At 74.1% G+C, this 15,458-nt stretch carries 11 protein-coding genes and 1 pseudogene; 5 read left to right on the forward strand and 7 right to left on the reverse strand.

Going from position 1 to position 15,458, the window contains the following annotated elements:
• Position 1 precedes the first annotated feature (1 nt).
• The 4 genes from PYR91_RS18820 to PYR91_RS18835 are packed head-to-tail and all read right to left on the reverse strand — an operon-like array spanning position 2 to position 3,521.
• Positions 2-901 (reverse strand): LysR family transcriptional regulator, encoded by a 900-nt coding sequence (locus PYR91_RS18820; RefSeq protein ID WP_279781223.1) that lies wholly within the window; start codon positions 899-901, stop codon positions 2-4.
• 9 nt (positions 902-910) lie between these two features.
• The gene (locus PYR91_RS18825) at positions 911-1,891 is read right to left on the reverse strand and encodes a sugar phosphate isomerase/epimerase (protein ID WP_279781224.1); all 981 of its coding nucleotides are present in this window, start codon (positions 1,889-1,891) and stop codon (positions 911-913) included.
• Positions 1,888-3,192, reverse strand: coding sequence for a hypothetical protein (locus tag PYR91_RS18830; protein ID WP_279781226.1), 1,305 nt, complete (start codon positions 3,190-3,192; stop codon positions 1,888-1,890). The genes PYR91_RS18825 and PYR91_RS18830 overlap by 4 nt, the downstream gene beginning before the upstream one ends.
• On the reverse strand, positions 3,189-3,521 hold the full coding sequence (locus PYR91_RS18835; protein ID WP_279781229.1) for a PadR family transcriptional regulator: 333 nt from the start codon (positions 3,519-3,521) through the stop codon (positions 3,189-3,191). Before PYR91_RS18835 ends, PYR91_RS18830 begins: the two co-directional genes overlap by 4 nt.
• Before the next feature lie 295 nt (positions 3,522-3,816).
• Here PYR91_RS18835 and metE point away from each other — a divergent pair, with 295 nt between their 5' ends.
• Both metE and PYR91_RS18845 read left to right on the forward strand, forming a co-directional pair.
• Positions 3,817-6,162, forward strand: a complete 2,346-nt coding sequence (gene metE / locus PYR91_RS18840; RefSeq protein WP_279781231.1) for a 5-methyltetrahydropteroyltriglutamate--homocysteine S-methyltransferase — start codon at positions 3,817-3,819, stop codon at positions 6,160-6,162.
• 20 nt (positions 6,163-6,182) lie between these two features.
• Positions 6,183-7,397, forward strand: coding sequence for a glycosyltransferase 87 family protein (locus tag PYR91_RS18845; protein ID WP_279781233.1), 1,215 nt, complete (start codon positions 6,183-6,185; stop codon positions 7,395-7,397).
• 15 nt (positions 7,398-7,412) lie between these two features.
• On the opposite strand, the gene PYR91_RS18850 is transcribed toward PYR91_RS18845, so the two are convergent.
• The 3 genes and pseudogenes from PYR91_RS18850 to PYR91_RS18860 all read right to left on the reverse strand — a co-directional run bounded on the left by PYR91_RS18850 (position 7,413) and on the right by PYR91_RS18860 (position 10,037).
• Entirely contained in the window at positions 7,413-7,577 is a 165-nt protein-coding gene (locus PYR91_RS18850; RefSeq protein WP_279781235.1) for a hypothetical protein, read from the reverse strand.
• Positions 7,577-8,185 (reverse strand): annotated as a pseudogene (locus PYR91_RS18855) (class E sortase); the annotation flags it as partial. The pseudogene PYR91_RS18855 and the gene PYR91_RS18850, both read right to left, overlap by 1 nt.
• Before the next feature lie 43 nt (positions 8,186-8,228).
• Positions 8,229-10,037 carry a hypothetical protein gene (locus PYR91_RS18860; protein ID WP_279781237.1) on the reverse strand — a complete coding sequence of 603 codons (1,809 nt, stop codon included), beginning with the start codon at positions 10,035-10,037 and terminating at the stop codon, positions 8,229-8,231.
• Positions 10,038-10,362: 325 nt separating this feature from the next.
• Here PYR91_RS18860 and PYR91_RS18865 point away from each other — a divergent pair, with 325 nt between their 5' ends.
• The 3 genes from PYR91_RS18865 (at position 10,363) to PYR91_RS18875 (ending at position 15,446) form a co-directional block, all read left to right on the forward strand.
• A complete protein-coding gene (locus tag PYR91_RS18865) occupies positions 10,363-12,735 on the forward strand; it encodes a serine/threonine-protein kinase (RefSeq protein WP_279781239.1) in 2,373 nt (790 codons plus the stop codon).
• A 159-nt stretch (positions 12,736-12,894) separates the two neighbouring features.
• Entirely contained in the window at positions 12,895-14,103 is a 1,209-nt protein-coding gene (locus PYR91_RS18870) for an FxsB family cyclophane-forming radical SAM/SPASM peptide maturase (RefSeq protein ID WP_279781241.1), read from the forward strand.
• Positions 14,100-15,446, forward strand: coding sequence for an HEXXH motif domain-containing protein (locus PYR91_RS18875; protein WP_279781243.1), 1,347 nt, complete (start codon positions 14,100-14,102; stop codon positions 15,444-15,446). The genes PYR91_RS18870 and PYR91_RS18875 overlap by 4 nt, the downstream gene beginning before the upstream one ends.
• Positions 15,447-15,458: the final 12 nt, after the last annotated feature.

Raw genomic sequence — 15,458 nt, forward strand, 5'->3', positions numbered from 1 at the left:
TTCACCTGGTCCACAGGGTGCGCTGGACGGTGTGGACGAGCGTCGTCACCTCGGAGGGGACGCGCCCGGGGGGCCAGGCCAGGCCGAAGGTGAGGCGGAGGTCGCCGGCGTCGAACGGGACGAAGCGCACGTCGTCCCGCCGGATCGACGCGGCGAGCAGGTGCGGCACGGGCAGCAGCCCGGCCCCGGCCGCCACCAGGTCGAGTACGGCCGTGAAGTCGTCGATGTCCTCGCCGACCACGCGGTGCTGGTGCTCGCCGCGCAGCGTGGCCGCCACCCGGGCCCACATGCCGCCGGGCGGCCGGTTGCGCGGCAGCAGCACCCGGTGCCGGCCGAGCTGCGCCGGCGTCAGCCGCGCGAGCCCGGCCAGCGGGTCGCCGGCGGGCACGGCGAGGTGCCCGACCGTCACGTGGAACCGGACGCCGGTGGTGAACCCCACGGGAAACGGCGCCCCGAGGATGGCCACCCCGACCTCTCCGCGCGTGAGCGCCTGGGTGGCGGCGCGCCACCCCATGGCCCGCAGCTCGACGTCGACCGAGGGCTCGCCCTCGCCGAGGCGACGGGCGGCCCGCGCGGCCAGCCCCCCGACCAGCGGCGCGTAGGCGAGCCGGATGACCGGCCGGGGAGAGATTGCCAGCCGCGCCGCCTCCGCCGAGAACGAGGCGGCCGCCTCCAGCAACGCCTCCGCCCGGGCCAGCAGCCCCTTCCCCGCCGTGGACAGCCGCACCTCCCGGCTGGTCCGCTCGAACAGCCGGACCCCCGAGGCTCGCTCCAGCCGCCCCACCGCCTGACTCACCGCGGGCTGCGACATCCCCAACTCGGCGGCGGCACGCGAGAAGCTCAGCACCCGCGCCACACAGACGAAACACCGCACGTCACGAAGGCCAAGCTCCGACTCCACGCTCCAGTATCACCACCCGGCGCCGCCACCCGGGCCCGGGCCGGCGGCGCCGGGGTCGTGGGCCTCGGGGCCGATGAGGGGGCGCAGGGTTCCGGCGGCGATGCGCAGCCCCTCGTGGGTCTTGGCGAGCGTGCCGCCCCACACGGGGTCCTCGTGCTCGACCGAGACGGTGCCGTCGTACCCGTGGGCGTAGAGGGTGTCGATGACGCGGTTCCAGTCGAGCCCGCCGCGGCCGGGGACGCGGTAGCGCCACCAGCCGACGTCGGTGGGCGAGGCGCGGCCGACCGTCTTGCCGAAGACGCCGTAACGGGTGCGGGCCCGTTCGTCGATCTCGATGTCCTTGGCCTGCACGTGGACGACCATGCCGCGCCGCAGGGCGTACCGCAGCGCGTCGATCGGGTCGATGCCCAGCCAGGGCAGGTGGGAGGGGTCGTAGGTGAGGCCGAACCCGAGGTCGGCCATCCAGTCCCACAGCTCGGGCGAGTAGGCGAGGTTGCTCGGGTAGCCGTCGGGGTGCCACCCCTCCATCGGGCAGTTCTCGGCGAGCAGCCGCACCCCGCGTTCCCCCGCGTACTCCACCAGCGGGCGCAGGTGCCGCTCGCCCGACTTCAGGTTGTCGGCCACCGACCGGTTGACGTCCCGCCCGATGAACGTGCAGACGTTGCGGACCCCCAGCAGCGCGGCGGTGTCGATCACCGACCGCAGGTGCCGGTGAATGCTTTCACGTAGCCGGTCGTCCGCGTGCAGGTTGTTGTCGCAGTAGGTCACCGTGGGGATCGTCAGGGAGTACCGGCTCATCAGCTCGCCGACCCGCTCGGCGTCCGCGGCGGTGAAGTTCGCGACGTCGAGGTGGGCGGCGTTGTGCTCGTGCGCGCCGCCGGGCGGCCAGACCGCCACCTCCAGGCAGTCGTACCCGGTTGCGGACGCCCATGCGGCGACCTGCTCCAGCGACTGCCCGCCGAGACAGGCGGTGAGAAAGCCGAGCTTCATGAAGTCTCCTCGCGGGTGGTGTACTTGGCGAGCAATCGCAGGGTGTCGCGGGTGTCGGGGTGGTCGGCCCCCCGCGAGCGGATCTGCGCGGTGAGAATGCGCTGGAGTCGTGCCCGCAGAAGGCGGCGCGCCACGGCGCCGCGCGGGGGGCCGGCCGAGAAGCGGGCCACGGCGAGGTACTTCGCCGTCTCCAGCGTGTCGGGATGCCCGCGGCCACGCAGGCGCCTGCGTTCGCGCAGCACCGGGCGCAGGATGTCGCGCCCCCGCACGGCGTGCCCGCCGAGGACGAACATCTTGCCCTCGCTGTGCCTGGTGTCGAGCGTGTCGACGTGCCGGGCGCCCAGCTCCCTCGACCGGTCGGCGGTGACCCTGTCGTACCCCTCCACCGCTTCGCGCACCTTGCCCAGCAAGCCCTGCACCCAGCTCCGCTTGCACTGGATGTGCCGGAGCAGCGGCAGGTCGGGGTCGGCCAGGCGCGCCATGCGGGCTTCGAGGTCGAGCAGGCCCGCCTCCGCCTCCGCGAGGCGTCCCGCCATCGCCGCGGCCCACCACAGGAGGTGCCGGGTGCGGAACGTGCGTGGGTCCTCGCGGCCGAAGAGCCTGGCCTCGTCCCGGCGCAGCTCGCGGAGCAGCCCCTCGGCCACCGCGTGGCCCATCTGGAGCCGAGCGTGAGCGTGGGCGCGGCGCAGGTCGAGCATGGCCGGGTGGTCGAGCCCCAGGCGCCAGGCCAGCGGGTGCGACGCGCTGAGGAGGGGCGCGGCGAGGGCCGCGGCCGGACGTTCGGCACGGTCGTCGACCAGTGCCTGGCAGGCGATCGCGATGCCCGCCGCCAGGCGCGCGAGGGCGCCGTCGTCCAGGTTCCCCACCGGAAGGGCGGACAGCTCCCTCAGCCGCGCGGTGAGCGCGTGGAACCGTCTGCGGCGGTTGCGGGGCAGGTGGCGGATGTCGGTGAACTCGCGCATGGACGGCGCGGTGTGCGCGTACAGCTCTTTCGCGGTGCGTGCGCCCCCTCGCCGCAGGAGCAGGGACAACGCGAACCGGTTGGCGGTGACCAGCCGGGTGATCGGCCCGGATTCGGCGTCCTCGCTGAGCAGGAACCGCAGGTCCGCCACCCATTCGTTCTCGTAGATCTCCTGGCGTAACTCCTCGGGTAACTGGCGGGCTGCGAGCCTCAGGATCGTGAAGGGCAGTCTTCCGAGTCGCACCCTGACCTCCTCGTTGATCAGGCCCTGCAGCATGTCGTAGACGAGCAGGCCGACGAAGGTGACGATCACACCGCCCGCCAGCAGCACACCGCTCATGCGAGTCCCCCCTCCGGGCGCATGCCGCGCGGGTCGCGGGCCGGCCGGAGCCGTTCGTCGAGCCTGGCGAGCTCCCGCCGGGCGACCTGTGTGCCCTCGGCGGTCAGCCGGTATCCGCGCCGGGCCGGTCGGCCGGCCACCGCCGGGTCGACGTCCTCCTCCGTCACGGTCAGCCATCCCGCGCCGCGCAGCCGGGCCAGCAGCGGATAGACCTTTCCGCTGGCGAAGCCGGTCTCCTTCATGAGGTCGTAGCCGTAGCGGACCCTGGCCGGGTCTTCGAGGAAGACGCCGAGCACGGTCGCCACCGCGACGGTTATCTGTGGAGGCATGAGTAAGACTCTTACATAGGGGTCGAGCGGGTGCAAGAGCCTCGCCACCGGCACCTCCCTTCCGCCGATAAGCGGCGCTTATCGATCGCACGGACGGGATGCCGGCCCCCCGCGCCGGACGGCCCGGGTAGGACGGCCACCCACTGCTGAGGCGATGAGGCCCGTGGCCGGAGGAGCGTCCGGGACCCGGGTGGTGACACAGAGAGGCCATAACCACCATCAATAGATCGCGGTGACGCCGGGCCGGGGGCGGGGACGATGCGGGGATCTGATCGTCTCGTCGTAGGGAGCTTGCATGTCCGCCGGAGTCACGTCGTCCTTTCCCGCGTCCACGGTTTCGGGGTATCCCCGGATCGGGCGGCATCGGGAGTTGAAGCGGGCGCTGGAGGCCTACTGGCGCGGGGACGCCGGGGTGCAGGAGCTGCGGCGGACGGGGGCCCGGTTGCGCCGGGAGACGTGGCGGCGGCTGGACTCGCTGGGGCTCGGCGGGGTGCCGTCCAACACCTTCTCGCTCTACGACCAGGTGCTGGACACGGCGGTGATGCTGGACGCGGTGCCCGAGCGCTACCGGCGCGGGACCGTCGAGGACACGTCGTTCGCCATGGCGCGCGGCACGGCGGACGTGGCGCCGCTGCGGATGACCAAGTGGTTCGACACCAACTACCACTACATCGTGCCGGAGATCGGCACCGGCACCGTCTTCCAGCCGCTCCCCGCCAAGCCGGTCGCCGAGGTGCGGGAGGCGCGGGCCCTGGGGCTCGCGACCCGGCCCGTGCTGGTCGGGCCGGTGACGTTCCTGCTGCTGTCGCGGGCGGCGCCGGGCAGCCCGGCCGGGTTCGTGCCGCTGGACCGGCTCGGCGACGTGCTCGCCGCCTATGAGCGCGTCCTGGAGGCGCTCGCCGCCGAGGGCGCCGACTGGGTGCAGCTCGACGAGCCCGCGCTCGCCGCCGACCGCACCGGCGCCGAGCTGGACGCCGTCCGGACCGCGTACGAACGGCTCGGCTCGCTGCCGGACCGTCCCGGCCTGTTCGTCGCCACCAGCTTCGGCGACCCGGGCGAGGCGCTCCCCGTACTCGCGGGCACGCCGGTCGAGGCCGTCGGCGTGGACCTCGTGCGGGGCGCCCCGGCGGGCCTGGCCTGGGCGGACGCCCTGGCGGGCAAGACGCTCGTCGCCGGGGTGGTGTCGGGGCGGGACGTCTGGCGCACCGACGCCGACCGGGCGCTGGCCACGCTGGCCGCCCTGCGCGAACGCGTCGGGCAGGTGGCGGTGAGCACGTCCTGCTCGCTGCTGCACGTGCCCTACGACGTGGACGTCGAGACGGGCCTGGACCCGGAGCTGAGGCGCCGCCTGGCCTTCGCCGACCAGAAGGTCGCCGAGGTGGTGGAGCTGTCCCGCCGCCTGGCCGCCACCCCCGCCGGCGGCGCGACCGTGCCGGCGGCGCCGCGTCCCGGCGACGCGGACGTCCCGTCACGGGCGGACGCTCCGGAGGCGGGGACGGCGCGGGCCGGGACGGCCGGCGTGCCCGTCGCGCGGGAGCGGTCGGCGTATGAGGTGCGGGCGGCCGCGCAGGCGGCGCACCTGCGGTTGCCGCCGTTGCCGACGACGACGATCGGGTCGTTTCCGCAGACCGGCGAGCTGCGGGCGGCGCGGGCCGCGCTGGCGGCCGGGGAGCTGGGAGAGGCCGAGTACAACCGCCGGGTGCGGCACGAGATCGAGCGCGCGATCCGCGTGCAGGAGCGGCTCGGGCTGGACGTGCTCGTCCACGGCGAGCCCGAGCGCAACGACATGGTGCAGTACTTCGCCGAGCACCTCGACGGCTTCGCCGTCACCCGGCACGGCTGGGTGCAGTCGTACGGCTCCCGGTGCACCAGGCCGCCCATCCTGCACGGCGACGTGCGGCGGCCGGCGCCGATCACCGTCGGCTGGGCCGAGTACGCGTCGTCGCTCACCGCCAAGCCGGTCAAGGGCATGCTGACGGGGCCGGTCACCATCGTCGCCTGGTCCTTCGTCCGGCGGGACCTCCCGCTGCGCGACGTGGTGTTCCAGGTAGCCGACGCCATCCGCGAGGAGGTGCGCGACCTGGAGGCGGCGGGCGTCTCCATCATCCAGGTGGACGAGCCGGCCCTGCGCGAGATGATGCCGCTGCGCCGCGACCGCCAGGACGCCTACCTGGAGTGGGCCGTCGGGGCGTACCGGCGGGCGACGTCGGGCGCGGCCGACCGCACGCAGATCCACACCCACCTGTGCTACTCCGACGCCGACCAGATCCTCGGCGCCGTCGACGCCCTGGACGCCGACGTGACCAGCATCGAGTCGGCGCGCTCGCGCTCGCGGGTGCTCGACGAACCGGCCGTGGGCGGCTTCCGCCGGGGCCTCGGACCGGGCGTGTACGACATCCACTCCCCCCGCGTCCCCGCGGCCGAGGAGGTGGAGGCGGCGCTGCGCAAGGCGCTGCGGACCCTGCCCGGCGCCCAGCTGTGGGTGAACCCCGACTGCGGCCTGAAGACCCGCACCTACGAGGAGGTGGAGGCCGCGCTCGGCACCATGGTCGCCACCGCCCACCGCCTTCGTGGCGCGCTCAGCACTGAGGAAGCGGGGATTTCAGGGGATTTGGCAGGGGATGTAGCGAATGCTCCCTGAAGACAAGTAGATTCCCACGGGTGGGAGACGAGGTCCCGTTACGGCGCATCGCCACCGGCAAAGCCCTGACGATCACGTACCTGTGGCTGGGGACCCGCGTCCTGCTGCTGCTCATGGTGCTCGACATCCTGCCCGTCTTCCACAGCGTGAGCTGGGACGTGGTCGGCGTCTACAACGCCTGGCACCAGACCCTGAAGACCGGCACCCTGCCCGTCGGCGACGTGACCTGGCAGTATCCGCCCGCCGCCGCGCTGGTCATCTGGGCCCCGGGCATGCTGCCGTTCGACTACTTCAACGCCTTCCTCGTCATCGTGGTCGCCTTCGACGCGCTGACCATGGCCGCGCTCGTACGAGCGCCCGCGGTCGCCGACGGGCACACCCGGGCCGGGGCCTGGGTGTGGCTGTTCGGCGTGCCGCTGCTCGGCCCCGTCGTCTACGCCCGGTTCGACCTCATCGTCGCCGCGATCGCCGTCTCGGGCCTGCTCCAGCTCTCGGCCTCCCCCCTGCGGTACGGCGTGACGCTCGGGATCGGCGCCGGGCTCAAGCTGTGGCCCGCCGTCGCCCTGCTGGGCGCCCCGCCCGGCCGCGCCACCGTGCGGGCCTTGGCCGGGGCGGCGGCCGGCGCGGGCGTGTCGACGCTCCTGGTGCTGCTCGCCTTCAGGGGCAGCGGGCTGGACTTCATCACGGCGCAGCGGGGCCGAGGCGTGGAGGTGGAGTCGGTCTGGGCGCTCGGCTTCCACGTCGCCCGCTGGTTCGGGTGGCCGGGCATGGTGAGCTACAACTACGGCTCGATGGAGATGCTCGGCCCGTACGCCGAGGGGGTCGCCCGCCTCTCGCTGGCCGCCACGCTGGCCGGCCTGAGCTGGCTGCTGTACTGGCGGGGGCGGGCCGAGACGTGGACCGCGGCCACCCCGGTCGACGCCGCGATGGCCGCCATCCTGCTGTTCGTGGTCACCAGCCGGGTCATCAGCCCGCAGTACATGGTGTGGCTGGTCGGCCTGGCCGCCGCCTGCCTCGCCGTGCGCGGCACCAGCCAGCGGCCGGTCGCGGCGCTGGTGCTGGCGGCCACGGCGGCGACCATGCTGGAGTTCCCCCTGCTCTTCGACGCGGTCCAGGCGAGCACGCCGCTGGGCGTGGCCATCCTCGCTCTGCGCAACGGGCTGCTGCTCGCCGCGGCGGCGGTGTCGTGCCGCCGCCTGTGGCGGGCCACCGTGCCGCGGCCCGCGCCCGCCTGACGCCGGCCGCTCGCCCTACTCGGCCTCGCCCACCGCGACGTCGTTCAGCGGCAGCAGGCCGTCCACCACGGGGAACACCACGAACCACAGCAGCAGGACGGCCGCCACGAGCAGCACCGCCGAGCAGGCCGCCTTGGCGGCGCGCCCGCCGGGCAGCCGCCGCCAGATCCACGCGTACATCACTGAAGCCCCTTCAGCTCGGCGGGGCGGCCGAGCGACTTGGCCTGCTCGCGTTCCAGCTCGGCGTGCACGACGAGGCGCTGCCAGTTCTGAAACTTGGGGTTGCAGGTGGTGAGGGTGAGCATCGCCTTGGTCGGCGGCTGTCCGGGCTTGTCGGGGTTCGGGGCGATCACCTCGACCTGGCCGGGCAGCACGAGCCGCTGCCGGACCACCCGGTAGACGAACCACCCCGTGCGGGTCTCCGCCACGATGACGTCGCCCTTGCGCAGCCGGTCGACGTCCCAGAACACCGACGAGATGCGGTGACCGGCGATGCCCACGTTGCCGATCTCCCCCGGACGCGCGGTCTTCTTGTAGTGCCCCGGCCCCCTGCGCAGGTCGGCCTGGCGCACGCCCTCGACGACCGCCCACTTCTTGTCCAGCCGCGGGACGTACATGCGGGCCATGGGCTGGCCCGGCACCGGGCTGTCGGCGGCCGCCCCCCGGTTCCAGCGCTTGTCCAGTTCGTCGGCCATCTGGTGCTGCTCGGCGTCGATCCGCCACGCCTTGCCGTACACCGCGTAGGCCGCGAACAGCAGCACCACCACGCCGATGGTGACCATCAGCTCGCCGGCCTGTCGTGCGAGGGCGCGTCACGCTCGACGGTGTCCGTCACTGGTCGTCGTCCGGCAGGTAGGCGGTCCGCCGGGAGGCGCGCAGGGTGATCCCTCCCCCGACGATGAGCCCGATGCCCACGGTCATCAGCGGGATGACGTACCCGTCACCGGTCACGGCCAGCTCTTCCGTGCTGACCTGCGTGGGCGCCGTGGTGAACTCCGTGACGGTCCGCGTCGGCCGGGGTGAGGAGCTGGTGGGGGTCTGCGACGGCGTGGAGCTGGAGGAGTCGGTGGGCGTCGGCGTGGGTGTCGGGGTGGGGGTGGTGGGGCAGTCCGTCGGGGTGCTGGAGGGACTCGGCGTCGGCGTCGCGCTGGGCGTCGGCGTGGCGCTGGGCGTCGGGGTGGGCGTCGGCGTCGCGCTGGGGGTGGGCGTCGCGCTGGGGGTGGGCGTCGCGCTGGGGGTGGGCGTCGCGCTGGGGGTGGGCGTCGGCGTGGGGGTCGGGCACGTGACGGTCGGCGTCGGCGTCGGCGTGATGGGGGGAGTGGGAGTGGGGCACTCGGGGGACGGGGTCGGGGTCGGGGTCCCCGAGTCGCTCGGCGTGACCGGAGGCGTCGGGGTTCCCGGGCCGCTGGGAGTCACGGACGGGGTCGGGGTCCCCGGGACGCTGGGCGTCACAGAAGGGGTCGGGGTTCCCGGGCCGCTCGGCGTGGCGGAGGGGGTCGGGGTCACGGACTCGCTGGGCCTGCCCCGGCCGAACGGCTGCACGGACGGGGATGTGCTGCCCGACGGCGTCGGGCTGCCCGAGCCCGAGGGCGTCACCGAGGGGGACGCGGAACCCGTGGGACACGGGTCCGAGGAGGGCGTGGTGCTTCCCGAAGGGCTGGGGGGCGGCCGGTAGGTGAGGCTGACCGTGAGCGGCGTGAACTCGAAGCCGGCGCCCAGCACTTCGCGCAACAGCGTGTGCGCGGCGATGGTGGCCTGCGCGGGCACGGCGGTCCACGTCAGTTTCGTCCCCTCGACGACGGCGGCGTCCGTGTCGACGACGAGCGTGGCGAGCTGGGTGAGCGGAGAGGGGCTCGCGGTCGAGGAGGGACCGTCCGACGGAGGCGCCGGGGTGACGGTGCCGGTGTCCTCGGGCTCGGGGGCCGCGAGCGGCATGTTCTGCGATCCGGCGGCGGGCTCGTCCCGCGGTGCGGCGCCGTCGGACGGGAGGTCCCCCGGCGCGTCCTCGGCCGGCGGCGGGCCGTCGGCTCCGACCGGCGGCGCGTCATCGAGCGGGCCGTCCTCAGGCGCGGGCGGGCCGTCGCCGGGCGGCGTCTCCTCGGGTGCGGGAGTCTCGGGTGCGGGGGTCTCGGGGGCGGGGGTCTCGGGGGCGGGGGTCTCGGACGGGTCCACGGGCGGGTCCGGCGGGATCGTCAGGGCGCGGAGCGCCGAGGACGCGCCGGCCAGCTCGACCACCGGCCCCGCGATGACCACCCGCGCGTCGCCCCTGGTCAGGGTGACGCTGCCGTCGTAGAACACGGTGCCCGTTCCCGCGGCGGGATCATAGGAGCCCCCGGTGGCCGGGAAGCGGATCGCGCCGCCGTCGCGTACGGCTCCCCCGCCGAGCTGGACTTCGACGTCGTCCTCGGCCTGGCCGTCCGGCGTGCCGGACTGCTCCTCGGAGGGCGGGTCCAGCGCGTCGCTCAGCGTCCAGACCAGCGAGCCCCCGGTGACCTCGCGCGCGGACGCCGGGGCGAGCGGCGCCGAGGCGAGCGCGCCGACGGTGGCCACCCCTCCGGCGACCATCTGCACGACGCCGAAGGCGATCAGCCATCCCACGCGCCGCCGCGCCGGCTGCCGCCGGCCGATGGACGAACTCATCGAGAAACCATCCTGTGGGGGAACCGGCACGTCACCGGCCTGTTCACCGAAGCCATAGGACACCGGCCGGGCGAGACCGCCCTGTGCCACAGGCCACGGAACAGTTATCGAATCCTGCTTTGGCGGGCCTATCACTGCCATAGTCGCGCACAAGCGGGGGTTATGGGCGGGAATACGGTTTTTCGCCCACAAAAACCACCTGCCGTGGTCGCCCGAAAACCCGGCGTACCGGCAAGCGCGCGCGGCACCGCGCCCGAACCCGGCCGAAGGCGCCGGATTTCCCCGCCAAACCAAGCCAGAGCGCTATCGTCGGCGAAGCATTATCATGAAACAACCTGATCACGCTGTGTTTCACCATGTACGCGGAAGAGGTGGGGCATTGTCCGGTCCTCCCCCGCGTGACCTGGAGAAACTCGACGAGATCGGCGGCTACCGGCTGATCCGCCGCCTCGGCGGAGGGGGCCAGGGGGTCGTCTATCTCGGGCGATCGCCGTCCGGCGGCGACGTGGCCGTGAAGGTCCTGCACGCCTGGATGGCCGACGACGCCGACGCCCGCAGGCGGTTCCTGCGCGAGGTGGACGTCGCCCGCAGGGTCGCGCCCTTCTGCACCGCCAGGGTGCTCGACATGGGGCTGCAGGACGACCGGCCCTACATCGTCAGCGAGTACATCCCCGGAGTCTCGCTGGACGTCCTGGTCTCCAGGGACGGCCCGCGCGCGGGCGGCGGCCTCGACCGGCTCGCCGTCGCGACGATCAGCGCGCTCGCCGCGATCCACCGAGCGGGAATCGTGCACCGCGACTTCAAGCCGAGCAACGTCATCCTCGGCCCCGAGGGGCCGGTGGTCATCGACTTCGGCATCTCGCGCGCGCTCGACCACACCGCCGTCACCCGCACCGGAGCCGTCGGGACCCCGCCCTACATGGCGCCCGAGCAGTTCACCACCGAGTCGAGCGGCCAGAGCGCGGACGTCTTCAGCTGGGCGTGCACGATGGTCTACGCGGCCACCGGGCACCGCGCGTTCCCCGGCGACACCCTCCCCGTGGTGGTCAGCGCGATCCTGCACCGCGAGCCCGACCTGTCGGGCGTCCCCGCCCCGTTGCGCCCCCTGCTGGCGGCCTGCCTCGCCAAGGACCCGGCGAACCGCCCCGCGACCGCCGAGATCTTCCGTACCCTCACCGGCGAGGGCCTGCCCGCCGCCCCGGCCACCCTTCAGCTCCCCCCGCCGTCCCTCTCGCGGACGCCCCCTCCCGGCACCACGCGCCCGAGCGGCGCGGGGCCGCGGGCCACGCCCGGGCACGCCGGCACCGGGCACCCGGCCGCACCTGAGCGCCCCGCCACGCCGGCACGTCCGGCCACCGCCCCGGGGGGTCGCGGTGCGCCGCCTCCGGACGCCGGGGCTCCCACCTCCCCCACCTCCCCCGGATCCGCCGCGCCCCCGCCGGGCCCGGACGCCGCCGGTGCTCCCACGCGGCCCGGGACGCCCGCCGGCTCGGGCGTCCCGGAGGCCGCGACCGTCGCCTCCCGGCCGGCGGGTCCCCGCCGCCGGATCCCGCGCCGCGCGCTGGTGGCGGCCGGCGCGGGCGCGCTCGCCGTGGCGGGCCTGCTGGCGTTCCAGTTCCTGCCCGGCGAGACCCCGCGGGGCTCCTCGTCGCGCGTCGGCACGACGCTCTCCTCGCCGGTCTCGCCCGCCCCGTCCGGTACCGGCGGCACCGAGGCCGCGCCGGCCGCCACGTTCGCCGCCCCGGTGTACAAGCTGACCGAACACAGCAATGACATCCGGTCCATCGCGGTCGGCGACGCGAACGGCACGCCGGTGGCGGTCACCGGCGGCGACGACACCACCGTGCGCGTCTTCGACCTCGTCAAGGGCGAGCAGCTCGGTGACGCCATCACCCGGCACACCGGCTGGGTAAGGTCGATCGGCTACGGCGAGCTGAACGGCAGGCCCATCGCGGTCACCGGCAGCGACGACAACACCGTGCGCGTCTGGGACGTACTCAAGGGCGAGCAGATCGGCGCCCCGCTCACCGGGCACACCGACGACGTCAAGGCCGTGGCGGTGGGCCGGCTGGACGGCAGGGCCGTCGCCATCACCGGCGGCGCCGACCGCACCGTCCGCCTCTGGGACATCGCCACGGGAAACCCGCTGCGCGCGCCGATGACCGGGCACTCCGCCACCGTGTGGGCGATCGCCTTCGGCGAGGTCGACCGCCGTCCGGTCGCCGTGACCGGCGGCGACGACAAGACCGTGCGGGTCTGGGACCTCACCACCGGAAAGGAGACCGGCCGCCTCACCGGCCACAAGGGCTGGGTGCGGGCCATCGCGTTCGGCCAGGTCGACGGCACCCCGGTGGCCGTCACCGGCGGCGCCGACAAGACCGTCCGCGTCTTCGACCTGCTCACCCGCCGGCAGCTCGGCGCCACGATGACCGGGCACGACGGGGTGATCTGGTCGGTGGCGTTCGGCGAGGTGAACGGCCTCCCCGTCGCCGTCTCCGGCAGCGACGACCGGACCGTCCGCGCCTGGGACCTGTCCGCTCACAAGCAGATCGGCGCGCCCTTCACCGGCCACACCGACTGTGTCTGGGCCGTGGCCGTCGGCACCAGGAACGGCACCCCGGTGGCCCTCAGCGGCAGCCGCGACGAGACCGTGCGCGTCTGGAGCCTCGCCCCGCCCTTCCCGCCGGAACGCGGCTGACCGTCGAGCCCGGCGCCCCGGAAAACGGCGGGGACACCGCGGCGGCGCGTGACGGGTGACCGGCCGCGCATATGGCGCGGGGCGTCGTTGCGCCGGCACTTTCCGGCCATCACACTAAAGACGGTGTCTCAGCCATTCCGATGGTACGGGAGATCAGCGATGCGCCAGAACGGAAACGAATGGCCCGAAACGCTGGACGTGCGGGCCCTGATCTCCAGCGGGTGGCGGCCCGCGCCATTCCGGGAATACGTTCTGAAGATCAACAGCAGGTGCGACCTCGCCTGCGACTACTGCTACGTCTACACCATGGCCGACCAGAGCTGGCGCGGCCAGCCGACGCGAATGTCGGCCGAGACCGTCGGCCATGTCGTGCGAAGGATCGCCGAGCACGCGTCGGCGCACCGGCTCGATTCCGTGCACCTCATTCTGCACGGCGGCGAACCGTTGCTGGCCGGTCGCGAACTGCTGTCGTTAATAGCCGGCCGGGCGCGATCGGCCCTGCGGGGGATTACCGCCGTCCGCATATCCCTGCAGACCAATGGAGTGTCGCTGGACGCCGGAAACCTCCGCCTGCTCGACGAGCTCGACATACAGGTCGCGGTGAGCCTCGACGGCGACGTGACCGCCCACGACCGGCATCGCCGCAGGCCGAACGGGCAGGGAAGCCACGCGTCGGTGACCGCTGCCCTGCGGCGGCTGTCGTCCGCGCCCTACCGCCGGCTGTTCCGCGGGCTGCTGTGCACCGTCGACCTGGCCAACGACCCCGTCGACGCCTACCAGGCCCTGTTGAAATTCGACCCGCCCGCGATCGATTTTCTCCTGCCGCACGGTAACTGGACGGAACCGCCTCCCGGAATGGTTCCCGGCTCAGGTGCGACGCCTTATGCCGACTGGCTCGTGCGAGCGTTCGACCGCTGGTACGACACCCCCGTCCGCGAAGTGCGGGTGCGCCTCTTCGAGGAAGTCATTCACCTGCTGCTCGACGGAACGTCCCCCATGGAAGGGCTCGGCCTCGAACCGGTCGCCATTCTCGTCGTCGAGACCGACGGCGGCGTCCAGCAGTCGGATTTCCTCAAATCGGCGTATGCCGGCGCCGCCCACACCGGGCTGCACGTCGCGTCCGACAGTTTCGACGAGGCGCTGGTGCGGCCCGCTTTCGCCGCCCGTCAAATCGGCGCCGCCGCCCTGGCCGCGACCTGCCGGTCATGTGATATCCACCGCGTCTGCGGCGCGGGACTGTACGCGCACCGATATCGGGCCGGGCACGGTTTCGCCAATCCGTCCGTTTACTGCGCCGACCTCTATCGGTTCATCACCCACGTCCGCGGGCGCCTGGCCGCCGACATCGCCGGAATGCGGGCGAGGTGAGCGGGCGCCCGGGACGGCTGCTGATGCCTCCGGAGATGTTCGAAGCCCTGGCGCGCGGAGGCGGCGGCGCGGCGGCCGGCCGTTGGCTCGCCGCGGCCGAGAAGGGCAAGCACCTCCTGCTCGTGCGCGCGGCCGTCGAGGCCGTCACCGCCGGCGGCCACCCCTCGACCGGCCCGGTCCGGGGGGCGTACCGGCTGCTCACCGACCTGCAGGGCAGGGCGCCCCGGACGGTGGACGACGTGCTGGCCCACCCCGCGACCGGAGGGTGGGCCCTCGACACGGTGCGGCGCATGGCGCGAGGCGAGCCGGCCGCGCCAGAGCGTCTGGCCTGCGTCGCCGCGGCGGTGGCGATCCGGGAGCGGATCCCGCGCACGGTGGCCGTCCCCATGGAACGACGCGGCGGCCTCGGCACCCTCATGCTGCCGTCGGTCGGGCGCGCCTTCTTCGACGCGCCGGAGCCGGGGTCACCGCCGGGCGACGCGACGTGCCTGGTGCGGGTCCACGCGACCGGCGCCGAGATCGTCGGCCCGCGCTCGACGGTCACGGTGCCGCGGGACCACACCCGGGACGGCGACGCCTGGCAGGGCATGCGACGGCTGTCGGCGACCGCGGAGGGCGTGCCCTTCCAGGTGCTCGTGGACGATCTCGACGAGCACCGCTTCCCACCGGAGGCACCGCTCGCGCCACGCCTGGACGGCGCGGAGGCCGCCCACTGGCAGGCGGTCTTCCAGGAGGCGTGGAAGCTGCTCGTGCTGCGTCACCGGGCCGTCGCCGAGGAGGTGCGCACCATGACCACGGTGCTCACGCCCCTGCGCGGCGGGGCCGCGGGCGGCTCCAGCGCCACCTCGCGGGAGACGTTCGGCTGCGTCGCGACCTCGCGCCCGCCGGACGCCACGGCGCTGGCGCTCACGTTCGCGCACGAGATCCAGCACGCCAAGCTCGCCGCGATCCTCGACCTCGTGGACCTCATCGAGCCGCCGGCCCCCGGCGCCGAGACGCTGTTCTACGCGCCCTGGCGGGAGGACCCCCGCCCGATCGGCGGGCTCCTGCACGGCGCGTACGCCCACCTCGGCGTGGCAGCGTTCTGGCGGCGTCAGCGCCACCACGACGACGAGCCCGGCCTGGCGTCCCACGTCGAGTTCACCCGCTGGCGGGACGCCACGGCGCAGACCGTGGAGGTCCTCGCCGGGAGCGACCGGTTCAACCGGCTGGGGCTCGGCTTCCTGGCCGGCATGCGGTCGGCGCTGGGCGAATGGCGCGACGACGCCGTCCCCGCCGCCGCCGTGGCCTCGGCCCGCGCGGCGGCCGAGACCCACCGGGCGCGCTGGAGCGACGCCCGCTAGACCGGCCGGCGG

This window comes from Sphaerisporangium sp. TRM90804 (genome assembly GCF_029846175.1).
Taxonomy (GTDB): Bacteria; Actinomycetota; Actinomycetes; order Streptosporangiales; family Streptosporangiaceae; genus Sphaerisporangium.